The organism is Streptomyces sp. 71268, assembly GCF_029392895.1.
In the GTDB taxonomy this organism is placed as follows: domain Bacteria; phylum Actinomycetota; class Actinomycetes; order Streptomycetales; family Streptomycetaceae; genus Streptomyces.
Genome location: NZ_CP114200.1, coordinates 1,284,818 through 1,308,403 on the forward strand (window position 1 = coordinate 1,284,818; position 23,586 = coordinate 1,308,403).

The window sequence follows — 23,586 nt, forward strand, 5'->3', positions numbered from 1 at the left end:
GGCGGAGGCATCGGCGGGCGCGGTTGGGGCGCTGCTGGTGGGGGCGGGCGCCGGGCCCGGGGGCGGGGCCGACGCGTCGTCCGTCGCCGGGGGTCGGTCGGGCCGGCTGGGGTGCAGGGCGTGCCGTCGGCGGGGGTGTCGCGGGGCGGGCCGCCGGGGGTGCCTACGCGAGCCGCCGTCCGCTTGGCCGGGGCGGTGGGGGTCTTGGGCATGGGGCTGCTCACCTCTTGGCGTCCTTGAGGTCGTGGTGGTCCGTCGTGCGTGGGGGCCCGCCCGGGGTGGTGCCGCGCGCGGGCCACGGTCGCTGCCGCGCGCCGCGCCCGGGGGCCGGGGCCGGGTACGGAGGGTGGGTCGGGGCGGCAGGCGGCGGGGCGTGGGGGTCGGTCGCGGCGGCGTGCAGGCGGGCGTAGAGGGACATGAGCTGGTCGGCGGTGCGCTCGATGGCGTAGCGGCGTACGGCGGGCGGGACGGGGAGGCGCTGTGCTCCCCTGGCGGCGTGCGCCCGCAGGGCGGCGGTGAGTTCGGGGGTGCTGGGGCCGACGCGCTGGGCGCCGGGCGCGTCGGCGAGCGGGAGTTCGTCGATGGCCGGGCAGGTGACGTGGATGACGGGCAACCCGGCGGCCAGTGCCTCAAGCACCGCGAGGCCGAACGCCTCCTCCGTGGAGGGTGAGACGCACACGTCCATCGCGGCGAGCAGCGCCGGGATCTCCGCCGCCCGGCCTCCCTCCGGATCGCCCGCCGTGCCCCCGTGGGCGTCCCCGTGCGTGTGCCCGTACGTGTCCCCGCGCGGGGCTGTCCCGCGCGCGGGGGCGGAGGGGGCGACGGCGCCGTCGCGTTCGCCGACCAGGTGGACCCGGTCGGCCACGCCCATCATGCGGGCCAGGCGGGCCAGCGCGGCGCGTTCCGGGCCGTCGCCGACGAGCAGCAGGTGGACGTCCGGCAGCGCGGCGACCGCGCGTACCGCCGCGTCGAACCGCTTGCCCGGCACCAGGCGCCCCACTCCCCCGGCCACGTAGGCGTCGTGCGGGATGCCGAGCCGGGCGCGCGCGGCGGCCCGGGCGGCGGGGTCGTGGCGGAAGCGCGCCGCGTCGATGCCGTTGGGGACGGTGTGCACCCGCTCGCTGGGCACGCCCCAGTCCCGGAGCCGGTCCGCGATGGTGCCGGAGACGGCGACGGTGGCGCTGCCCAGGCGCTCGGTGGCCAGGTAGAGGGCGCGGGTGCCGGCGGTCAGCGGGCGGCCCTCGATGTGGGTGTGGCCGAGGGAGTGCTCGGTGGCCAGCACGGTCCGTACGCCGGCGAGCCGGGCGGCGATCCGCCCGTAGACGCAGGCGCGGTAGAGGTGGGTGTGGACGAGGTCGTAGCGGCCCGCGCGGATGGCGCGGGTCAGCCGGGGCAGTGCGGTCAGGTCGCGGTTGCCGCGCATGCCGAGGTCCAGGACGCGCACGCCGTCGGCGCGCAGGCCGCGCGCCACCGCGTCCGCGTGGGTGAGGGCGATGACGTCGCTGTGCACCGGCAGGTGACGCAACAGCAGGCGCAACTGCTGCTCGGCGCCGCCGGCTCCGAGGCCGGTGATGACGTGCAGCGTTCTCATCGCACCGCCGCCCCGGGGAGCGTGTCGGCGCCGCGACGCCGCCCGGCTGGGACGGGCCCGGCCGGGGCGGGGAAGGGGTGCCGGCGGCGCAGCGGAAGCAGCAGCCGCTTGGCCGCCAGCCGCCAGGCGTTGTCGGCCTGCCCGACGTGGCTGCGCGGCAGGGCGTACGGGCCGGTCAGCGGCCCGGCGTCGATGGCGCACGCGTAGTCGTACCCGGCCGTGCGCACCGCGTCGATGGCGCGCTGGTCGACCGCGCCGTACGGGTAGCAGAAGCCGGTCACGGGCTGGCCCGTGACGCGCTGGAGTTCCGCGCGGCTTTGCTCCGTCTCGCGGCGCAGCGTGGCCGTGCCCGCGCCGGAGAGCCGGAGGTGCAGCAGGCCGTGCGAGCCGATCTCCATGCCGGCGTCGGCCACCGCGCGCAGCCCGTCCTCGGTCAGCAGGGGCTTGCGGGGGCCGAGCGGGTCCCAGGCGTTGTCCCCACCGGCACGTCCGGGCAGGGCGAACACGGTGGCGGTGCAGCCGTGTTCGCGCAGCGCGGGCAGGGCGTGCTCGACGAAGTCGGCGTAGCCGTCGTCGAAGGTCAGGCCCACCAGGCCGGCGTCGCGGCCGGCGGCGTACGCGCGCAGCAGTTCGGCCACGCCCACCCCGCGCAGGCCACGGGAGCGCAGCCAGCCGAGTTGGCGGCGCAGTCGGCCGGGCGTGACGGTGATCCGGTACGGGTCGTCGGTGGAGTGGTCCACCGAGTGGTACATGAGCAGCCACGGGATGGGGTGGGCACCGCGCGGACGGCGCGCGCCCAGCGCGCGGAGCGGGTCAGTGGTCATGGGGGTCCGTTCGACGGGGCGGGCGGGGTGCTGCGTCGTCTCGTACGGGGCGGGTGTGCGGCGCGCGGCGGGGACGGTCGGCGCGGTGGGGGTCGCGGCCGGAGTCGGCGCGGGCGGCGCGGACGGCGGCCTGGTGGTGCGGGTCGTCGCGGTGACCGTCGAGAGGGTCGCTGTCGGAGCCGTCGCCTGGGTGGCCGTCGGGCGGATCGTCGGAGCGGGCGGAGGGCCGGCCGGCGCGGCCCGGGAGGCGGCGGGCCGCGCGGGCGGCGGCCCGACGCGCGGTCCCACCGGCCGAGCCGAGCAGCTCGGCCACCTCGGGCGCGCGCAGCGCGAGCGCCGCCGCGGCGAACACGGTGGGCACCAGGCACAGCCCGTACGCGGCGGCGGCCAGGGACGCGGTCGCCAGGTGGGCGGCGACGGCACCCACGGCGCTCGCGACGGCGGCGGCCGCCGCCAGCCGGCCGAGCCCCGCGACCATCCGGCGCACGTCGAGCGGGATCATGCGCCGGCTCAGGCCGCGTAGCAACAGCGCGGCGGTCGCGGTGATCCCCAGCGCGTTGGCGAGGGCGATGCCGTACACGCCCCAGTGCGGCGCCGTGGCCACCCCGACCGCCGTCGTGAGCAGCAGCCCGCCGAGCATCGCCAGCGCCGGGTACCAGGTCGGCCGCGCGACCGAGAAGAACGGCCTGACCAGGGCGCCGGTCAGGCTGTGGCCGAGCAGGCCGATCGCGTACACGCGCATGACGGAGGCGGTCACGGAGGTGTCGTCGGCGTCGAACTCGCCGCGCTGGAAGAGGAGTTCCACCAACGTGGGGGCGTAGCCGATGACGTAGGCGGCGCCGACGAGCACAACGAGCCCGGCCAGGTACAGGTCGCGCTCCACGCGGCGCCTGGCGCGCTCCCGCTCGCCGTCGGCCATCGCGCGGGCCACGAGCGGGAAGGTCACGGTGCAGATCATCAGCGACAGCACCATCGGGACCTGGGCGACCTTCTGCGCGTAGTTGAGGTGCGAGATGGCGCCGGGTGTCAGCGAGGAGGCGACGAACCGTTCCACCAGGACCTGCGCCTGCCGGGTGAGGGTGAACAGCGCGACGGGCGCCAGCACGGCGAGCCCGAGGGGCACAGCCGCGCCGCGCGGCCACGACACGCGGCGGAGTCGAACACGGGAGGGACGAGGGGTGGGGCGGTGACGAGCGCGGGGTCGATGACGGGCGCGGGGCCAGACGGCCACCGTGCGGGAGAAGGCCGGGAGTTGTACGAGGATCATCAGCACGCTGCCGGCCGCGACCCCGAGCGCCGCGGCGCGCACCCCCCACCGGTCGCCGACGGCCAGCACGGTGCCGATGATGGCCAGGTTGTACGCGACGTAGATCGCCGCGGGCGGCACGAAGCTGCGGTGCGCGCGCAGGGCGGCGCTGAGGTAGCCCGCGACGCCGAAGGTGAGGACGGTCGGGGCAGTCAGGCGGGTGCAGTCCACCGCGAGCGCGGGGCGCGTGAGCCCGGGCGCGAGGAGGTCCACGCACCACGGGGCGGCCAGCGCGAGCAGCAGGGCCGCACCGGCCAGCCCGGCGCACAGGCGCGGGGCCGTGGCGGCGACCAGTGCGCGCACCGGGTCCACCGCGCCCGGGGTCCGCGCGGGTTCCGCGACGGAAGTGGGCGCGGCCTGACGCCGGGACAGCGCGAGGCTGAACGCCGGGATGAGGACCAGGGCCATGGCGTCCTCGATGAGCAGGGTCGCGGCGACCTCGGGCACCGTCCAGGCGACGAGGAAGGCGTCCGTGGCGCCGGTGGCGCCGAAGAGGCGGGCGATCGTCTGATCGCGTACGAGCCCGAACAGCGCACCGCACGCGGTGAGGAGCGCCGTCACGGCCGCCGCCCGCGCCACGAACCGCTCGGCTCCGCGCGGCGCCCGCTCCCGCGCGGGCGCCGCCGCAGGCGGTACGGGCGGGCCGTGCGGGGCTGGGGAGATCGGTGGGAGCGGCGACCGGCCCGGGCTCGCGGGGAGGCTCGACGAGGCGGGGGTCGGCGTGGCCGGCGAGGCGAGGGAGGTGCGGGACATTGACGAGGCCGACGAAGCTGACGAGGCCGACAAGGTCGCTGAGGCCAGCGAGGTGGAGGAAGTCAGTGAGATCAGCGAGGTAGGTGAGGTGGACGGTACGGGCGTCTCGGTGGCAACCCGTGCGGCTGTCGGGGCGGCGGGGCCGCGCCGAGGCGTCGGTGAGGCCGGGGGGCTTGGTGGGGTCGATGGGCTCGGCGGGGTCGGTGGCGTCGGCTTGTCGGAGGTGCGGGCGGCGGGTGACGGGCGCGGGCCAGGGCCCGGAGTGGACTCCGGAGCGGATGCCGGGGGCGGGCACGGGGTGATGGTGGGTGGCGCGGGCCGGGTACGGGCGCTCGGCGCGGCGTCCGGTTCCACGGGGGTGCGCGAGGTGTCCGGCCTGGTCGACGCGGTGGGCACGACCGGGTAGGGGGACGTCACCTGGAAGGTGGCCGGCGACGGGGCGGAGGCGAGCAGGGGCGACAGCCCGTCACCGCCCGGGTCCACGGGGTCGAGCGACGCGCCGTGCGGGCCCAGCCACGTCAGCCGGGCGACGGGTCGTCGCGCGCCGGGCTCGGTGGACTGAGAGGGCCCAGCGGACTGAGCGGGGCGGGCGGACGGGGCGGGGCCGGCCGAGGGAGCGGGCTGGGCGCCCTCAGCGGCGGGCCCCGTCGTTCCGGGTGAGCCGTTGGATGTCCTCGTGCCGGCCTTGTCAGACGCCGTGCCCCGCACGGTCGGGTCGCCCGGACCGGGCGCGCCGCCCCGCGCGGTCGGGTCAGCCGAACCGGGTGCGCCGCCCCGCGCGGGCCGGTCGGTCGGCCGGCTGGTCGGGGCGGGCGGGGGGACGGGGCGCGGGGGCCGCTGCGGGGCTGGCGCCGGGTTGGCCCGGCCCGGGGTGCGGTGCGGGTCGCTCATCGGCGCGCCTCCTCGGCTGGGGCGTGCGGGCCGCCGCGCGGCGCGGTCGCCCGGCGCGACGGGGGCGGCCCCGGCGGCGGGGGCACGCACGGGCGCACCGGGTCGGCGGCGTGGGGGGGTGGGGCGGGCGTACGGGGGGCGGTGCCCGGCCCGGGGCGAGCCGGACTCGGACGCCGTGGGCGCCCGTTCGCCGGGTGGCGGCGGCGCTTCGTGTGACGCGGCCGGTGACAGCGCCCACCACGCGGCGAGCCCCAGTACCACCGAGGTCAACACGGTCGTGGGGCCGCCGATGTCGGCGTACAGGAAGTCCACGGCCTGCCAGACCAGCAGGCCGACGGCCGCCGCACCACAGCCGGTCGCGCCGAAGCCGGTCGCGCCGAAGCCGGTCTCACCGCGCCGCACCCCGGCGGACCCCGGTGCGGCGTCCGGCGGGGGCGCGGCGGCCTGCCACGGGAGGGGCGTCCGCCGCGCTCGGCGCAGGGCGGCCAGCCGGGTCAGACCGCACAGCAGCAGGGCCGACCAGCAGCCGAGCAGGGCGACGGCGCCGACGAGGCCCTGTTCGCTGAGGACGAGCAGGTACATGTTGTGCGGCGAGAGCAGCGGTTCGCGTTGGAAGGTGTGGCCCGCGCCCGCCGTGTCGCTGGCCGCCGACAGGCCGATCGAGGCGTGCCCGTCGCGGTGTGCCGCGAAGCCCTTGGGGCCGACGCCGGTCACCGGGTGGTCGCGCCAGATGTCGGTGGCGGCGGCCCACAGGCTGTACCGGTCGGTGACCGAGCGGTCGGGCGCCGCCGAGACCCGGGTGATGCTGTCCAGCCGTTCGGCCATCAGCCCCGAGCCCGCTCCCAGCCCGCACACCGCCAGCACCGCCACCGCGGCCAGCACCGCCATGACGCGCAGCGCGCGGCGCGCCCCGTGCAGGAACAGCACCACCGTGCCCGCGCACGCGGTGGCGATCCACGCGCCCCGGCTGAACGACAGCGCCAGCGGCACCAGCAGCGCGGCGGCGCAGCACAGCGCCGCGCGGCGGGGCCAGCGCGCGCCGGTGCGGGTCGGCGGCAGGGCGAGGCCGATGCTCAGGGCGATCACCGCCCCGTACCCCACGGTGGTCGCCATGGCCATCACGTCCAGTGGCCCGAAGGTGCCCACCGCGCGCACGTCGCGTCCGGCGTACGAGGCGCCGGTCGCGGTGACGTACTGCCGTACGCCCACGGCGCCCTGCACCACGGCCAGCACCACCACCGCCCCGGCCACCCAGCGGAAGTCGCGGCGGGAGCGGAGCAGCAGCACGACCGCGACCGGCACCAGCACGAAGATCTGTGTGCAGCGCGCGAAGCCGGCCAGCGCCGATGACGGGTCGTCGGCCGCCACGGTCGCGACGGCCACGGCGAGCGCGGGCGCGCCGAGCGCCACGGCCGCGGTGCGGGTCAGCGGACGCGCGCGGTCCCGCAGTACGCGCAGGGCGCAGTAGCCGACGAGTCCCGCCGACGCCAGGTCGGCGGGGGTGACGTGCGGGCCGCCGCCGACGTCGCCGCGCTGGCCGGGCAGGCACAGCAACAGGACGGTGGCGACGGCGGGCAGCACCGGCCAGGGCACGGCGCGCAGCGCGGCACGCGCCCGGCGAGCGTGCGCCTGGTGAGCGGGCACCTCGTGGGCGGGCGCCCGGTGAGCGGGCGCCTCGTGGACGGGCATCCCATGGGCGAGCGTCTGAGGGCCGGGGGTTGGCGGCGGGTGAGGGCGCGCGGGGTTCCGCGCTCCGTACGTCGCGCTCCGGGGCGCGGCGGCGCGGTCGGTCGCCGCCGGGCCGGCGCCCTGGCCCATCGTCAGCTCCCCCCGCAGCGGAAGAGGGAGCCCGCCGTGCGCAGCAGGATGCGTACGTCCTGCCACAGCGACCAGGTCTCGATGTAGTGGTTGTCGAAGCGCACCCGGTCCTCGATGGAGGTGTCCCCGCGCAACCCGTGCACCTGGGCGAGGCCGGTGATGCCCACGGGCATCCGGTGCCGGGCCCGGTAGGCGGGGTAGCGCTGACTGAACTCCCGGACGAAGTAGGGGCGTTCGGGGCGCGGACCGACCAGGCTCATGTCGCCGCGCAGGACGTTCCACAGTTGCGGCAGCTCGTCCAGCGAGGTGCGGCGCAGCCAGCGCCCCACGGCGCTCATCCGCTGGTCGTCGGCGACGCTCCAGCGCGTGGCCGACTCGAACGCGTCGCTGCGCAGCGTACGGAACTTGAGCACCACGAACGGGCGGCCGTCACGCCCCACGCGCTCCTGCCGGAAGAGCACCCCGGGCCCGTCGGAGCAGCGCACGGCCAGCGCGCACGCCGCGAGCAGCGGGGCGACCGCGACCAGCCCCAGCGTCGCGGCGCACACGTCCAGCGCCCGCTTGCCGATGGCGGCGACCCGGTGCCGGGGCGGTGGCGCCAGGCGCCGGCAGGCGAAGCCCCACAGGTGGTCGGGGACCGCCGAGCGCGCGGGCGCCAGCGCCGGATCGGGTTCGGCGGTCACCAGCCACACGGTGCACCGCCGCTCCCGCAACAGCCCGAGCAACGCCGCGACCTGCGGGTCCTCCCACGGCGTCCGGGTGAGGACGGCGGCGCGTACGCCGTGCTGGGCGATGGCCCGGCTGATGTCCTCGTGCCCGGCGAGCACCGGCACCCCGGGTCCAGCCCCGGCGTCCGCCACGCCCCCTGGCGTGGCCCCCGGCGCCGGGCCCGGCACAACGCCGGCCGCGGAGCCGACCACGGTTCCGGGCACCGAGCCGGACGGCGCGCTGGGCGCCGGGCCGGCGTCGCGGGCCGTCCCGGGGCCCGGGGCGGTGGGCGGCTCGGGCTCGGTGAGCGGTCCGGCGCCCGGCCCGGACAGGGCGCCCGAGGTCAGCGTGCCGGTGGCGATGCCGGCCGTGGCCGGCGCGGCCGCGGTCAGGGGCGCCGTGGTGGCGGCGCCCGCCGTCAGCGGGCCGGCGGGTACGGGGGCTGGCCCCGCCGCCACGAGGCCGACCGGGCGCAGCCCGTACCCGGGGGCGGCGACGAGGGTGGCCAACACCCGTTCGCCGACCGGACCCGAGCCGACCACGAGCGCGGGGCACGGCGCACGGCGTCGTTGCCGGCGCAGCGCGAGGTGGGCCGTGGCCCGCGCCGCGCACAGCAGCGGCGCGTGGGCGGCCAGCAGCGCGAGCAGGGGCCCCCACCGGGCGGCGCCCGGCTGGTCGAGGGCGACGAGCCCGGTGGTCACCACGCACCAGGTGAGGACGGTGTGCCAGAGCAGTGACGGCAGTTCGTCCAGGGCCGCGGTGGACAGCCCGGGACGGTAGAGGCCGGCGTGCGCGTTGAGGGCGACGAGCACACCGAGCGCGGGCGCCACCGCCCGCGCGGCCTGGTCCGCGTCCGCCAGGAGCAGCGCGCCGACGGTGGCCGCGCCGTCGGCGGCGAACAGGGCCAGCGGCGCCAGGTGCCGCCAGGTCGCGGCGCGCCGCCGACGGACGGCCGGCTCACCCTGGCTGCCGCGTGGCGCGCACACGGCCGCCGTCGGCTGGCGGTCGGCCGTCAACTGGTCCAGCCCGCCAACCGTGTCGGACAGTTCCACGTTCTCCGTCGTCATGACCCGCCCACACCCGGCCCACCGGCGCCCCCGGCCCCCGCGCCCGCCCCGCCCGCCGTCGTAGGACCGGCGGCCGTACGCTGCCCCGCGCGGCCCGAGGCCGTACGCACCGGGTCCGCGCCATCCGCGACCGCGCGCGGCCGGGCCCCGCCGGCGGCCAACCGGTCGCGCGCCGCGCCACCGGGTGGATCGCCGAGCCGAGCCGCCGGCTCGGGCCGCTGGCCGAGGACCGTCGCGTACACCCGCGCCATGTGCGCCACCACGCGGCGTACGTCATGGCGCTCGCGCGCGTGCCGCCGCGCCCGCGCGCCGAGCAGCTCACGCCGGGCCGGGTCGGCCAACAGGGCGGCGACGGTGCGGGCGAGCGCGCCCGGGTTGGCGGGCGGGGCCAGGCAGTGCGGGGCGTGGCCGGGTGGCAGGCTCTCGCGGGCGCCGGTCACGTCGGTGAGCACGACCGGCCGGCCGCAGGCCATCGCCTCCAGCGGCGCCAGGGCCATCCCCTCCCAGCGGGAGGGGAGCACCACCAGGTCGGCCGCGGCGTACCAGCGCGCGGGGTCGCGCGTGGCGCCGGCGAAGCGGACGCCGGGCGGCGCCGCGCCGCGCAGGGCGGCGGCGTCCGGGCCGTCGCCGACCAGGACCAGATGCGCGCCGGGCACCCGGGCCGCGATCCGGGGCCACGCCGCCACCAGCACGTCCTGGCCCTTCTGTCGGCACAGCCGCCCCACGCACACCACGAGGGGCGCGTCCGCCGGCACGTCGCGCAGGGCTGGCAGGGCGGCGCGGGCCGCGCGCCGCGCGGCGGCGTCGGCCGGCGGAAAGCGGTCGGTGTCCACGCCGTTGGGCACCACCTCCCAGCGGGCCGCGATCCCCTCGGCCACGCCTCGGCGACGCTCGTCCCCGCTCACGCACACCACCCGGGCGGCCCACCGCGCGGCGTACCGCTCCCAGCTCACGGCGGCGGCGCGCAGCACGCCGTCGGCCGCGTCGAAGGACCAGGCGTGCGGCTGGTGCAGCGTCGGCACCCGGCCGCGCACCGCGAGCCGCCCCGCCAGGCCGGCCTTGGCGCTGTGCGTGTGCACCAGGTCGGGGTCCACCTCGCGGACGAGCCGGGCCAGGCGCGCGGTCTCGGCGACCAGCCCGGGCCCGGGGGCGCGGCGTGCCGGCCAGCACAGCACTTCGGCCCCGGCCGCCGCGGCGGCGGCGGCCAGCGTGCCGCCCGGTGGGCAGGCGAGCACCGGGCGCAGCCCGTCGGCGCGTTGACCACGGATGAGATCGGTGACCACCTGGGCCACCCCGCCGGACACCGGCTGGGAGACGTGGAGCACCGTCAGCGGCGCGCCGGCGCCCTGCCCGGGCGCCCGGTTCGCGCCGGGGACCGCGCGCCGGCCCGGCACGGAGCCCCTACTCGGCATCTGGCCCCCGCGCGGCGAGCGGTCGTCTCGTGGCGGGTGATTGTCTTGCGGCACGCACGGCTCCCCAACAGCGGTTCTCAGCGGTGGCGTGGCTCCGGAATGTACGGAGCTGAGGGGGCCACACCATGGCAGAAAGCCAAAACCAATTCACGCGAGACGCGCGCAGATAGGCCGACAGTGTGACTTTCTGTTCCTCACTCATTTAGCGCCCGAGAGCACGGCGCGCCGATCATCCGATATAAGCCGATCCCGGCCACGTCGTTGTTACGGTCCTTTTCTGTCGAATGAGACGACGAGTAGACCAAATGGGCTATCGCTGCCGCGAGGTAGCTCGTGGCTCGTTTCTGCGGGAGGCCGCGTTGGCTGCGTACAGCCGTGTCAGTGCGTCAGCGAAAAATGCCAGGAAAAACGATGCCGTCCCCCGGCCCAAGAAGAAGGTGCGCGGGGGCCGTAAGCGAGAAGCCGGCGAATCCGCCCGCGCCAGCGAAAAGGCGGGCGCCACCCACACCGCCGCGCGCGCGAAAGGCGGCAAGGCCGCGCCCCGGGCCGCCCGGCGCAGCGCCAGCGAACCCGTCGACTCCAGCGGTGTCAACAAGCCCACCGGGGCCAGCCCACCAGCCGACACCGGCCCCCCGGTCGAACCCGTCGCCGCTGGTGGCGGCGGTGACCCCGGACACCAGCCACCGCCACCCGCGACGGCACAGGACGCTGCCCCCGCCCCCGCGACCACGCGCGAGGAAGCCGCCCCGACCCACGGTCAGGCGGACGACACGACCGACCGGCAAACCGAACCGGCCACCGCGGAATCGAGCGACCCGGAAACCAGCAACACGGAAACCGGCGACGCGGAAACCAGCGACGCGAACTCGGCCGGTACGACACCGACGGACGCGGATTCCCACGACACGGAATCCGCCCGCGCGCAAACCACCGACGCGGAATTCCACCCGTGCGCGGAGAAAACGCACCCGGACGACACGGCCGACCCGAACCACACACCCGCCACGGACGACCCGCCCCCATCGGACGGCGCGCGAAACACCAATGCCGGAAACGACGCCGGCGACCCGAACGCGACGGACAACGCACAAAGCCCGGACGGCGCGGACGACACGGACGGCACGGACGACACGGACGACACGGACGGCGCGAACGACGCGGGAAACACGGGCGATACCAGCCGCACCGGCGGCGACGCGGGGGGTTCGCCCTCCGAACAGCCCCCCGCACAGCCCCCCGAGCGAACCCCCGCGCCACGCTACGACTACGACCGCTACAGCCAGTTGGCGGGCCCGCTGACGGAGCCGGCGGCGGACGCCCCGTACCGGGTGCGCTACCGCAGCCTGCTGGCCCAGGAGCCGCACCGGGTGCGGGCCGCGCTGCTGCTGTCGGCGGCGCCCACCGTCTCGGCGATCCTGCTGGTCTGGCTGCTGCGGCCGGAGCACTGGGTGCACCGCGACTACGTCTCCTGGTGGGAGACCGCGGCCGACACCGTGATGCTGGTGGCCATCGGGCTGATCGAGGTGTTTCGGCTGTTCACGGTGGTCTCCAACGCCCATGCCACGCTCGTGGCCCGGGACCCGATCCCGGTGCCCGCCGCGCCCGGCACCAGGGTGGCGTTCCTGACCAGCTTCGTCCCCGGCAAGGAGCCGGTGGCGATGGTACGGGCCACGCTCGAGGCGGCGACACGGCTGCGGCACCCGGGCCTCGTGGACGTGTGGCTGCTCGACGAGGGTGACGACGCGGAGATCAAGGAGCTGTGCGCGAAACTCGGCGTACGCCACTTCTCGCGCAAGGGCGTGGCCCGCTGGAACCAGCCCACGGGCGCCTTCCGGGCCAAGACCAAGCACGGGAACTACAACTCCTGGTTGGACGCGCACGGCGACGCCTACGAATTCATGGCGTGCGTGGACACCGACCACGTGCCGCTGCCGAACTTCCTGGAGCGCATGCTCGGCTACTTCCGCGACCCGGACGTCGCGTTCGTCGTCGGCCCGCAGGTCTACGGGAACTACGACGCGGCCGTCACCAAGGCGGCGGAAAGCCAGCAGTTCCTCTTCCACGCGCTCATCCAGCGCGCCGGAAACGCCTACGACGGGGCCATGTTCGTCGGCACCAACAACGCCGTTCGCATCAGCGCGCTCAAGGGCATCGGCGGGCTGTACGACTCCATCACCGAGGACATGGCGACCGGCTTCGAACTGCACCGTACGCGCAATCCGGAGACGGGCAACAAATGGCGTTCGGTGTACACGCCCGACGTGTTGGCCGTCGGCGAGGGTCCCACCGCGTGGACCGATTTCTTCACCCAGCAACTGCGGTGGAGCCGGGGCACGTACGAAACGGTGCTCAAGCAGTACTGGCGCGGCATTCCCACGCTGCCCCCGGGAAAGCTGCTCAACTACTCGCTGCTGGTCACCTTCTACCCCATGTCCGCGCTCAACTGGATGCTCTCCGCCCTTTCCTGCACCCTGTTCCTGGGACTGGGCGCGTCGGGCGTCCAGATCTCCTCCGAGATCTGGCTGATGCTCTACAGCGACGCGGCGGCCCTCCAGATCGGCCTGTACATCTGGAACCGCAAGCACAACGTCAGCCCGCACGAGCCGAGCGGCTCCTCCGGCACGGCCGGCATGGCGCTCTCGGCGATCTCCGCGCCGATCTACGCGAAGTCGCTGTGCGACGCGGTGCTGCGGCGCAAGAGCCGGTTCGTGGTGACGCCCAAGGGCGACTCGTCCAGCCCCGACCGGCTGGCCACCTTCCGCATCCACCTGCTGTGGGCCGTCGTCTTCGGCGGCTCGCTCCTGGCGGCACCGTTCCTGGGCCACACCCACGTGGCCATGTGCGTCTGGGCGTTCCTCGCGGTGCTGCTCTGCCTGGCCACGCCGGCACTGTGGTACGGCGGGCTGCTGCGCGAGCGGCGCGCCCCACGGCCGGGCGCCGCCACCCTCCCGGCGGCCCGCGCCGACAGTTCCGCGACCCCGACACCCACCACGGAGGCGCCCAGGACCACCACCACGGCAACGGCGCAAGACGCCGCGACGGCAGACGTCACGACGGCAGACGTCACGACGGCAGACAAGGACTCGCTGTGCGCTACATGATCACCCCACGGGCCCGGACCACCGCCATGGGCGTCACGGCCATGGTCGTACTGGCCGGCCTCAACGCCCCCGCCGCCGTGAGCTACGCGGAGCGGACCTACCACGCGTACAAGATCAACCAACCCGGCTACAAGGCCCAGTACGGGCACTGGGACCTGCTCTCGGTGCCGGAGAAGTACCGGGTGCGGGCCATCCACGCGGCCCTGCTGCGCTCCGGCAAGGTGCTCCTGATCGCCGGTTCGGGCAACGACCAGAAGCGGTTCGACGCCGGGACGTTCGACACCCTGCTGTGGGACCCGGCCAAGGACACCTTCAAGCTGATCCCCACGCCCGAGGACCTGTTCTGCGGCGGCCACTCGCAACTGCCGGGCGGCAACATGCTGGTGGCCGGCGGCACGGCGCGCTACGAGGTCCTGGAGGGCGAGGTCGAGCGGGCCGCCGGTCCGATGCTGGTGAAGAACGAGGACCCGGACCGGGCCCGCCGCTTCGCCAAGGGCACCGTCTTCCGCGCCCCCGACGGCAAGCGTTACCGGGCCACCCGCGCCTTCCGCGTGGACGCCGCCAAGAAGGTGCCCAAGAAGGACAAGAACGGCAAGCGCAAGGGCGGCGAGGTCACCGTCGTCGCCAGCGAGACCCGGGTCTTCGTCGAGTCGGTGAAGAAGGGCAAGTCCGGCCTCCGGAGCAAGCCCGCGCAGTACGCCATCAAGGGCCTCACGGGCCAGGCGGCGCGGGACGTCTACGGCCTGGCACAGGCCATGACCCTCGACAAGCAGGACTACCAGGGCATCAACGCGGCCTACGAGTTCGATCCGGAGTCCGAGCGCTACATCCCGGTCGACCCGATGGACGAGAGCCGCTGGTACCCGACGCTGGTCACCCTCGGGGACGGGCGGGTGCTGGCCGTCTCCGGCCTGGACGACGTCGGCCAGATCATCAACGGCATCAACGAGATCTACGACCCGAAGACCAGGAAGTGGTCCAAGGCCCCACGCCGCTACTTCCCGACCTACCCGGCGCTCTTCCTCACCAAGGGCGGCAAACTCTTCTACTCCGGCTCCAACGCCGGTTACGGGCCGGCGAAGAAGGGCCGCGTGCCGGGCCTGTGGGACCTGCGCCGCAACACCTTCCAGCGGGTGCCCGGGCTCACCGACACCGACCAGACCGAGACCTCCACCTCGGTGCTCCTGCCACCGGCGCAGGACCAGAAGGTGATGATCCTCGGCGGGGGCGGCGTCGGGGAGTCGAAGAAGTCCACGCCCCGTACGGCCGTCGTCGACCTGAACAAGAGCCCGCAGCGTTACGTCAAGGGCCCCGACCTGCCGCAGGGCACGCGCTACCTGTCGAGCGTGATCCTGCCGGACGACACGGTGTTCACCACCGGCGGCTCCAGCGACTACCGGGGCAAGGGCGACAGCGACGTCCACAAGGCCCAGATCTACTCGCCGCGCACCAACTCCTTCGAGAAGGCGGCCGACCCGACCGTGGGCCGCAACTACCACTCGTCGGCGCTGCTGCTCCCCGACGGCCGGGTCGCCACCTTCGGCTCCGACCCGCTCTACGCCGACCGGGCCAACACCCAGCCGGGCACCTTCGAGCGCCGGGTGGAGATCTACAGCCCGCCGTACCTGTACGCCAAGGACCGCCCCGCGCTCGGCGCCGGCCCCAAGGAACTCCGACGCGGCGGCCGGGCCACCTTCCAGACCCGCCACCCGGAGCGCGTCACCCACGCCAAGCTCATGCGGCCCAGCGCCGTCACGCACACCACGGACGTCGAGCAGCGCTCCATCCAACTCGGTGTCAAGCACCACAAGGACTCGGTCACCCTCTCGATCCCCGACGACCGCACCCTGACCCCGCCCGGCTGGTACATGCTCTTCGTCACCAACTCCGAGGGCGTCCCCTCCGTCGCCAAGTGGGTCCACCTGCCCTGACCTCCACCTCACCACGCGTCACCCGGCGCCCCGACCTCGTCGGCCGGGGCGCCGCGGCGTGGCCTCGGCATGCCCTTCCCACTGAATCGTTGGAAGAATGGCGTGACCTGCCCCGCTCGCGCGCGTTCTCCACAGCGGTACGTGCCCGCGACGGGCGCGCGGAACGCGTAAGGGGCAACCCCCATGAATTGGTTCATGAAGCTGCTCAACTACGTGCTGCGACGTTGGCCACAGCACGAAGTTCGGCAGGTTGCGCTGCAGCTCATCGCCATGGCCATCGCTGTACTCGCCCTGTTGACCACCCTCGCCATCGGGTTGGCGAACGCGGCGAACTAGCGGAAGTTGTCCGCAACCCAACGGACCTACTCGGCCTCCGTGCGAAGTCGAGTAGGCGTCCGATGGCAGTGAGCCCCGCAGTCGCGGGGAGCGGCTAGGCACCAGGTGGCGGTACGCCCACCGAATCGGGAGCACCCCCGCTTTCGCGGGGCACGCTTCCGCCCGACAAGGCGCACGCGCGCCGAGCCGGGCATCCTGCGAACCCTAACGAAACAGCGCACCAGTGGTTGTGGTCCGCCCGCCGCGCAGCGGCTACCCGCCCGCGTTGCGCGCCAGCTCCAGCGCGTAGGAGGGCCACCACTGTCCCGCCGGTGGGCCGCCGCGGCAGGTGCCGTCGGACTCGCCGGGGCGCTTGATCCAGAGGTAGGCGTCCACGCGGGGGCGGCCGGTTCGGGTGGTCGGGGGTTGGCCGATGGCTCGGCCGGGTGGGTTGCACCAGGTGTCGCCCAGGCCGTCGTCCTCCGCGGGGCCGCGGCCGTTGCGGGAGGTGTCGATGACGAAGTGGGCGCCGTCGAGGAGGTGGGAGAGCCGGTAGCCGTAGTCCACGCTTGTCCGCGTGGTGTGGAAGTTGGACACGTTCAGCGCGAAGCCGTCCGCGTACGCGATGCCGGCCCGCTGGAGCGAGGGCACCAGACGGGCCGGGTCGGGGACCCAGCCCGCGTTGCCCGCGTCGAGGTAGACCCGCGTCCCCGGCAGCCCGGAGAGCGTGACCACCGCGTGCCGGAGCAGGTCGAGCCGCTCGCCGCGTAGTTCGGCCGGTACGCAGCCTTCGACCACCTGGGCCACCGCGTCCGGCTCCAGGATCACCAGCGCCTCGCGGTCGCCGATGCCGGCGGCCAGGTCGTGCGCCCACCGCCGGTAGGCGGCGCCGTCGGGCGCGCCGCCCGCCGAGTGGTTGCCGCAGTCCCGGTACGGGATGTGGTAGCCGACGAGTACCGGCATCCGCCCGCTCGCCCGGGCGGACTCGGTGACGCGGTGGGCCTTCTGTCGCGGCTCGTCGCCGATCCACTCCGCGGTCGGCTGGTCCGCGAGGACCCGGAGCAGCCTCGCCTCGGCCAACCGGCCCTCGGCGCGCCAGGCCCGTACCTGGCGGGCCGCGGCGCTGCTCGGGTCGTGCCACAACTCACCCGAGAGGCCGTCCGGATCCTGGTCCGGATCCGGGTTCCAGCCCGGGTCCGAGTCCCAGCCCGGGTTCGGGGTCCAGTCCGGGCCCGGGTCCTCGGTCCGCTCCGCGCGCAGCGCTGGGTCGGCCTGGTCGGGCCGATCGGCTGGGGCGGTCGGGCGGGCGTCGGTCGGGCCGTCGGCGGGCGGTGGGGCGGGGGTGTTCGGGCGCGGGTCGGCGGGCTGCGGGGCGGAGGCCGCGGCCGGGTGCGGGTCGGCCACGGGTGGCGGTGCCGGGGCTGCCACGTCGTGCGGCAGACAGCCGCCGAGCGCGAGGACCAGTGCCGCGATCCCGCCGGCCGCCGCCGCACCGCGCCATGCCGACGGCCGAGGCCGGTCTACCTGTCTCACCTGGGACTCCCTTGTTCGCACGCGGGCTGGCCGCACACCGCCGCACGGGCGACCCGATCGGCGTGACGGAACCTCAACCCTTCCCGGGCTCGCGCCGGTCGTCACTCGGGTGCCCGCCAAAGGGCCGATCGGAGGGGGGCAGCGCCCGGGCGAGCGGCGGCGGCCTCGTGGCCGCGCTCGGTGCGGCGAGCGCGCCCGTACGGCACGGGGCCGCGGGCCCCTCACGCTTCGGTCGCCCAGGCGCTCCAGCCCAAGCGCTCCAGCCCGGGTGGTCGCCCCTGGTCGGGGGTGGCCGGACGTGGCCGGCGTCTCACCCTGCTGACCAGCGGCGCCGCGTACCATCGGTCGGATGACGTCCAACGCCGACCGGCGCGCCCCCGAGGCTCGCCGCGCCGCTTCCCGGGCCCCCCGGGCCGCCGCCACCGCCTGCAAGGTGACCGTCTGCCGTGGCTGCTGCTGCGGTGACGCGCGCAAGGTGCCCGGCGTCGACCACGCCGGGCAGATCGCCCGGCTGCGTGAGGCGGTGGGAGCCTCGGCGGCGGTGCGCGCTTCGGACTGCCTCGACGTGTGTGACCAGGCCAACGTGATGGTCGTGCAGCCCTCGCCACAGGGTCGGGCGGCGGGCGGGCGGCCGGTGTGGCTCGGGCTGGTGAACGACGACGACGCGCTGGCCGACATCGGCAGTTGGCTGCGCGCGGGCGGCCCGGGCCTCGCCGAACCGCCCGGCGTGCTCGACCTCTACGCCTTCACGGTCTCGCGCCGGGTCCGCGAGGCCCTGGAGGACTGACGCCCTGAAGGGCCGACGGCCCGGGCCACGCGCCCGCCGCCTCGCATCCATCCACCCACACCCACGTACGCTCACTCGCGCCCGGCCGCGCGGTCAGCGCACACGCGCGCACACGCCGTCGCGGCCCGGGAGCCGCGACGGCGTGCGGTGCGTCGTGGTGCGCGGTGGTACGCGATGGCAGATGGTGCGCGGCGGTACGCGGTGCACACCGCGCGCTTTGTCAGCTATCGCTCCACTTGTCGTTCATGGGAGCGCTCCCATGAACAGCGAGGTCGTGCCTACATCTTCTGCTCGGCCGGCAGGTTCAGGGCGGGGTTGCGGTCGAAGAAGCCGGTGGGGCGGAAGGTGAAGCCGCAGTGGTCGACGGGCATGACCGGCCACTCCTCCGACCGCGGCAGGTGGGTGGGGCCGAAGGTGTGCCACACGGTGAGTTCGGTGTCCTCCAGCGACTCGCCGGCCCGCGTCCAGCGCGGGACGCCGGCCTCGCCCGGGTGCTGGTTGGGGTAGTCGCCCGCCGGGTAGCGCCGGTCATCGGCGCGCCGGGTCACCCACAGGTGCTTGGTGGCGTACGCGACCCGGCGGGTGACCGCCGCGTCGGGCTGGGCGAGGAGGACCGGGCTCGGCTGCGGGATCAGCGCGTACGCCACGGGCTGGCCCACGCGGTTGCGTACGGACGGGTTGGAGATCCGCCAGTGTCGGGACGTCGTCGGGTCGGCGAGTCGGGCGCCGTCGGCGCTGTCGGTCAGGGGCGTGGTGCGGATGGTGAACGCGTTGCCGTTGGGGTTGGCCGGGCCGGGCGGCACCGGGACCGCGTCCACCTCGTGCACGGAGTTGCGGTCGCCGTCCACCGCCACGTCGAGCCGTACGCAGAACAGGTGCTGGTGGTAGGGGGCGACCAGGCCCGGCGCGATCTCGGTGCCGTGCGGCGAGCCGGTGCCGGGTTCCACGGCGGTGGTCTGGACGATGCCGGTGGACTTCACCTCGAAGGCGATGGAACCGTCCTGGTGGAAGTACCAGTAGAAGGCGTAGTCGTAGTTGCCGACGGTCGCGATGTAGGAGATGACCAGCCGTCGCGCGCGGCGGCTGTGGGCGGCCATCTCGTTGAAGATGTCGGTGTGCTTCCAGAGCAGGCCGATGTCCTCCTCGTGGATGCAGATCGCGTTGGTCAGCGTCTCGGGGTTGCCGAAGTCGTCGGCGACGACGGCGTCCAGGTAGTGGATCTCGCCGAGGCAGTCGCAGCCGAGCTGGAGCGCGTTGGCGTTGCGTCCGAGGGTGTACTCGCCGCCGTCCAGGAAGGCCACCCAGTTGCGGGCCTCGTCGGCCTCGCCGTACGCGACGGCCATCTCGGCGAGCGAGGCCCGGTGCAGCACCGGGCGTTCGCGGTCGCCGTCGCGGTAGGAGATCCCGTGCAGCACCAGGCCCTCGCGGCCGTTGAAGTCGATGCGCATGTTCCAGCCCAGCCAGTCGATCCGGTGCCCGGTGAGGCGGAAGGAGGGACCGTCGGGCTGGGTGATGCGCAGCGGTCGCACGTCGGTGCGCGGCGGTCCGGTGAACTCCGGTTCGTAGCGGGCGCATTCGGTGGGCACGGGCACGGCGCCGGTGTCGATCAGGCGTACGACGCGCCGCTCGATGACGTCCACGTCGGCGACCAGTCCGGCCACCGGGTGCGCCCAGGCGTTGTCGGAGTTGGAGCAGCGCAGGTAGGTGGGCGAGCGCAGCAGGCGGCGCCCGGGCTCGCCGTCGATGACCAGGTCGCCGGCGGCCAGCGGGGCGACGACGGCCAGGCTGGTGTCGGTGATGCCGCGCTCGGCCATCGCGCGCTGCCAGCCCGGGTCGTTCTTGACGATCTCGTCGCAGAGGTCGAACTCGCCGAAGAGGATGGGCGGTTGCCCCTCCTTCGTGGCGTCCAGGGGCCGGTAGGAGAGGAGCGCCTCGGCGGTCACGTCGACGATGGCCTCGGCGGCGACGCCGCTGGCCCGGTCGAGCAGGGTGACCCGCACCCGGCGCACGACGGGGTCGCCCGGGCGGTGCGAGGCGACGGTGTGCCGGTCGGGCTCGTGCGGCAGGACGAGCGGGAACCGGGTGTCGTCGGTGATCTTGCCCGCCTCGGCGAGGACGCGCCGGGCGGTGGCGATCTCCTGTGCGGTCAGCGGATCGAGCGGGTGCGCCAGTGCCTTCGCGTCCGAGACCGAGGATTCGCAGCAGGTCATGCGGGTCTCCTTCATGTGCGTCACGCGCGCGGGTCGCGAGCGTGCGTCGCGGGTGTCCGTGCCGCCGGATGACGGCATGGAGGTGCCGTCGGATGACGGCACGGGTAAGCCACGGGCCGGTGCGCCGACTCGGTGGCGGTGTCGTGAAACGGGCATGCGGAAAAGTCGCACGGCCCGGTCGGGGAATGGCTTATCGGGTGCGCGGGACGGTGGTGGTGGCGCGTCGAGCGACTAAGGCGTTTTCACGCGGCGGTGGAGGGCTTATTCGCCTTCCCTGGAGCGGTCGCGACCTTCTCCAATTGGAACGCGTGATTGCCCCTACCTATTTCGGCGTGCACGGCGGGCCGCGCTATCCGCAGCAACCATCCGTAACCAATTCCGATCACTATGGTGGCGCCCACGACGCCGGGCAGCACCCAGCGTGGGGCGGAGTCCGGCTCGGCCCCGAGGAGCACGTCGAAGTCCTTGACGGCGTAGCAGATGATCGCTATCAGCACCCCGGCGGCAATCCCTGAGCAGGCAATACGTGCCAGTTGGGGGCGGGCGGCGCCGCGGCGTACGAAGAAGGCGACGACGGCCACGCTCGTGGTCGCCATCAGGACCATGACGCCGAGCGCGCCGACGTTGCCGCACCAGGTGAACAGGCGCAGCACCGGTACGGTCGGGTCACCGAAGCCCGTTTCGTCACCGAGAGTGAAGCTGGCAACAACTGCCACGGAAAAGGAGGTTTGAAGTGCGGACCCATAGGTGGGTGCACCACTGAACTTGCCGGTGCGGCCGAATACGGAAGGCAACAATCCCTCGCGGCCCATGGCAAAGGCATAGCGGGCCACGACGTTGTGGAAGCTGAGCATCGCGGCAAACATACCGGTCACGTAGAAGACGTGCATGACGTTGGTGAACGTGCCACCCAAACGATCCTCGGTCAGGGCGAAGAGCATGTTCGGGCCCTGCGCCTCGGCGAGCTCCACCACGCGCGAGGGGCCGGCGGCGACGCCCAGCGCCCAGGAGCCGAGGGCGAAGAGGAGGGTGGCGAGGCCCACGGCGAGGAACATCGCCCGCGCGACGACGGCCTGGGGCCGCGTGGTCTCCTCCGCGTACACCGGGGCCTGTTCGAAGCCGGTGAAGGAGGCGAGGCAGAAGCACAGCGCGGTGCCGAGCCCGGCGCCGGCGAGGGTGTCGGGCTCGAAGGCGGCCGGGGAGAGGCCGTCCACGCCCGGGTCGCCGACGCCGACCACGACGAACGTCACCACCAACGCCACCTCGACCACGAGCAGGACGCCGAGCAGCCGCACGTTGAGGTCGACCCTCAGCCAGCCGAGCGTCCCGACGAGCGCCACGCCGGCCAGGGCGGGGACCCACCAGCCGACGCGCACGCCGAGGTGTTCGTCCACGAGCCCGGCGACCTCGAACCCGAAGAGGCCGTAGATGCCGACCTGCAACGTGCTGTACGCGACCAGGGCGAGCACGGCCGCGGCGGCGCCGACGGTGCCGCCGAGCCCGCGGGCGATGTAGGCGTAGAAGGCGCCCGCGTTCTGCACGTGCCGGCCCATCTCCGCGTAGCCGAAGCTGAACAACATCAGCACCAGGCCCAGGAGCACGAAGAGCAGTGGCTGACCGACGGTGCCCAGCACCGCGTAGGTGGTCGGCATAACGCCGGCCACGACCATCATCGGCGCGCTGGCCGCCGCCACGGACAACAGGAGCCCGGTGGTGCCGACGCGGCCCGCGCGCAGGGCGCGCCCCCGCCCCTCGGCCGCGGTGGCCGCTCGCCCGCGCGGGCTACCCGTCTTCATGGCGGAGCGGTCCTTTCCACGGGGAGTGCGGGGAGGTGCGGGAAGTGCGTCAGGGCGAGCCGAGCGCCGCGGTGCGCGCTGCGCGGAACTCCTGCTTGGGGTCGCGGTCGGCGTACGACCAGGGGGACCGGGTGGCGTGCGGGCCGATGCGGTGGAAGAGGGCGGCGGCCTCGGCCAGCCGGCCCTCGTGGAACTTGGCGTGCGCCAGGTAGTTGAGGTCGACCTGCTGCCGGGGATGGCCCTCGCCCTCCCACTCCAGCCACCAGTCGAAGGCGGCCTTCATCACCTGCCGGGCCTTGCGCGTGGACCAGTGCTCGGACTCGCGCGGGTCGCGGGGCAGATGGCCGGCGGCGGCCAGGACGCGGAACCGCTCGGTGTGCGCCACCACGGGGAGCACGGCCAGCGGGGAGTCGGCGGGCGCCTGTTCGGCGGCCCAGTCGGCGAAGTCGTACACCTCGTGCAGCGGGTCGCCGCCGCCGGTACCTCGTTCGGCGAGGTAGGTGGCCATCAGGTGGTGGGCGTGGTGGTGGTCCCGGTGCCGGGCGCGCACCTGGTCGAAGGCGCGCGCGCAGTCGTCCCCGCCGCCCAGCGCGCGGGCCGCGATGAGCTGCGCCAGCCAGGGTGAGGGGTCCGCCGGGGCCAAGCGGGCGGCGGCCAGGGCGTGTTCGCGCGCCGTGGCGTAGCGCACCTTGCCGCGCACGGCGCGCAACGCGGTCGCGCAGGCCAGCAGGGCCGCGGCACAGGCGCTGTCGGGCTCGGCGCGCTGCCAGTCGCTGGCCCAGGAGGCGCACGCGCTGACCTCGGCGAGCACGACGAGCCGATGTCCCCTGCGGTCCCAGTCGTCGCCGGTCTCGGCGAGCAGCGACCGCGCGGCGCCCCAGCGTCCCTGGGCGAGCGCGTTACGGGCGGCGGCCAGCGGGGCGTCGTCCAGCGCGGGGTCGAAGGCCAGTCGGTCCCTGCGCCACGGGCGGGTGAAGGGGCGTCGAGGAGGCGTCATCCGTGAAGTTCCTCCACAACGCTGTCACCTCCAGCCCCGCCGCGGCGTCAGCTCGCGCGGGGGCGCCCGGCCCATCGGTGGCCCCGGGTGCCAGCGCCGCCGACGGCGAATGATCACGGACAGCAAACCGGTAGTCACTGGTCTGCGTCAAGGCCGGAAGACGCCCCTCGGATTCCGTGACGTCCTCGTGTCCTGGGCGTTCCGCCAAACCTTTCCGAACCCTTACGTCGAACGCCCCGCGCCGGCACCGGGTTCCCGTCGCGACGACGCCGCTCACCGACGGTGCGCTCGCGGTGCCAGCGCGCAGTCAACTCGCGCCCCGACGACGGGCGTCGGGGCGAGCCTGGCGCGCGGTCGCACGAGGTGGGGCCCCGTTTCGGCGCCGTGCCCTCCGGCACGTGGCGGGGCCCGCCCTACGGACGGCGCGCCGTGGGCGGTGAGCGGGTGCCGGGGGTCGGTCGGCGCGGCGGGTGGAGCGGGGCGCGGGCGCCGTGTCACGGCGAACGGGGGCGTGTTACGGACAACTAGGGGTCGGGTAGGGGGCGC

The 23,586-nt window shown here is 75.0% G+C and carries 11 protein-coding genes and 3 pseudogenes; 4 read left to right on the forward strand and 10 right to left on the reverse strand.

Going from position 1 to position 23,586, the window contains the following annotated elements; translation table 11 throughout:
• Nucleotides 1–220 precede the first annotated feature (220 nt).
• The 6 genes and pseudogenes from OYE22_RS04875 to OYE22_RS04900 all read right to left on the reverse strand — a co-directional run bounded on the left by OYE22_RS04875 (nt 221) and on the right by OYE22_RS04900 (nt 10,370).
• Entirely contained in the window at nt 221–1,591 is a 1,371-nt protein-coding gene (locus tag OYE22_RS04875) for a glycosyltransferase (RefSeq protein WP_277319249.1), read from the reverse strand.
• Nucleotides 1,588–2,415 carry a polysaccharide deacetylase family protein gene (locus OYE22_RS04880; RefSeq protein WP_277319250.1) on the reverse strand — a complete coding sequence of 276 codons (828 nt, stop codon included), beginning with the start codon at nt 2,413–2,415 and terminating at the stop codon, nt 1,588–1,590. Before OYE22_RS04880 ends, OYE22_RS04875 begins: the two co-directional genes overlap by 4 nt.
• Nucleotides 2,416–2,713: 298 nt before the next feature.
• Nucleotides 2,714–4,474 (reverse strand): annotated as a pseudogene (locus OYE22_RS04885) (lipid II flippase MurJ); the annotation flags it as partial.
• Nucleotides 4,475–5,953: 1,479 nt separating this feature from the next.
• Nucleotides 5,954–7,183 (reverse strand): annotated as a pseudogene (locus tag OYE22_RS33375) (O-antigen ligase family protein); the annotation flags it as partial.
• Nucleotides 7,184–7,185: 2 nt separating this feature from the next.
• Complete coding sequence (locus tag OYE22_RS04895; protein ID WP_277319251.1) at nt 7,186–8,958, reverse strand: exopolysaccharide biosynthesis polyprenyl glycosylphosphotransferase; 1,773 nt, start codon at nt 8,956–8,958, stop codon at nt 7,186–7,188.
• Nucleotides 8,955–10,370, reverse strand: a complete 1,416-nt coding sequence (locus OYE22_RS04900) for a glycosyltransferase (RefSeq protein WP_277319252.1) — start codon at nt 10,368–10,370, stop codon at nt 8,955–8,957. The genes OYE22_RS04895 and OYE22_RS04900 overlap by 4 nt, the downstream gene beginning before the upstream one ends.
• 1,253 nt (nt 10,371–11,623) lie before the next feature.
• Between OYE22_RS04900 and OYE22_RS04905 the strand changes: the two are divergent.
• The 3 genes and pseudogenes from OYE22_RS04905 to OYE22_RS04915 form a co-directional block, all read left to right on the forward strand.
• A pseudogene (locus tag OYE22_RS04905) lies at nt 11,624–13,471 on the forward strand (cellulose synthase catalytic subunit); the annotation flags it as partial.
• Complete coding sequence (locus OYE22_RS04910; protein WP_277319253.1) at nt 13,459–15,402, forward strand: galactose oxidase-like domain-containing protein; 1,944 nt, start codon at nt 13,459–13,461, stop codon at nt 15,400–15,402. The pseudogene OYE22_RS04905 and the gene OYE22_RS04910, both read left to right, overlap by 13 nt.
• Before the next feature lie 195 nt (nt 15,403–15,597).
• Nucleotides 15,598–15,738, forward strand: a complete 141-nt coding sequence (locus tag OYE22_RS04915) for a hypothetical protein (protein ID WP_277319254.1) — start codon at nt 15,598–15,600, stop codon at nt 15,736–15,738.
• A 252-nt stretch (nt 15,739–15,990) separates the two neighbouring features.
• On the opposite strand, the gene OYE22_RS04920 is transcribed toward OYE22_RS04915, so the two are convergent.
• Nucleotides 15,991–17,250 carry a glycoside hydrolase family 6 protein gene (locus OYE22_RS04920; protein WP_277319255.1) on the reverse strand — a complete coding sequence of 420 codons (1,260 nt, stop codon included), beginning with the start codon at nt 17,248–17,250 and terminating at the stop codon, nt 15,991–15,993.
• Between the two features lie 349 nt (nt 17,251–17,599).
• On the opposite strand from OYE22_RS04920, the gene OYE22_RS04925 reads away from it, so the two are divergent.
• Nucleotides 17,600–18,037 carry a (2Fe-2S) ferredoxin domain-containing protein gene (locus OYE22_RS04925; RefSeq protein ID WP_277319256.1) on the forward strand — a complete coding sequence of 146 codons (438 nt, stop codon included), beginning with the start codon at nt 17,600–17,602 and terminating at the stop codon, nt 18,035–18,037.
• Between the two features lie 278 nt (nt 18,038–18,315).
• Here the strand turns inward: OYE22_RS04925 and OYE22_RS04930 are convergent, their stop codons facing one another.
• The 3 genes from OYE22_RS04930 to OYE22_RS04940 all read right to left on the reverse strand — a co-directional run bounded on the left by OYE22_RS04930 (nt 18,316) and on the right by OYE22_RS04940 (nt 23,040).
• Nucleotides 18,316–20,247 (reverse strand): primary-amine oxidase, encoded by a 1,932-nt coding sequence (locus tag OYE22_RS04930; protein WP_277319257.1) that lies wholly within the window; start codon nt 20,245–20,247, stop codon nt 18,316–18,318.
• Nucleotides 20,248–20,489: 242 nt separating this feature from the next.
• Entirely contained in the window at nt 20,490–22,043 is a 1,554-nt protein-coding gene (locus tag OYE22_RS04935; RefSeq protein ID WP_277319258.1) for an APC family permease, read from the reverse strand.
• A 49-nt stretch (nt 22,044–22,092) separates the two neighbouring features.
• Nucleotides 22,093–23,040: a hypothetical protein gene (locus OYE22_RS04940; RefSeq protein ID WP_277319259.1), complete on the reverse strand. Its 948-nt coding sequence runs from the start codon at nt 23,038–23,040 to the stop codon at nt 22,093–22,095.
• Between the last annotated feature and the right edge of the window lie 546 nt (nt 23,041–23,586).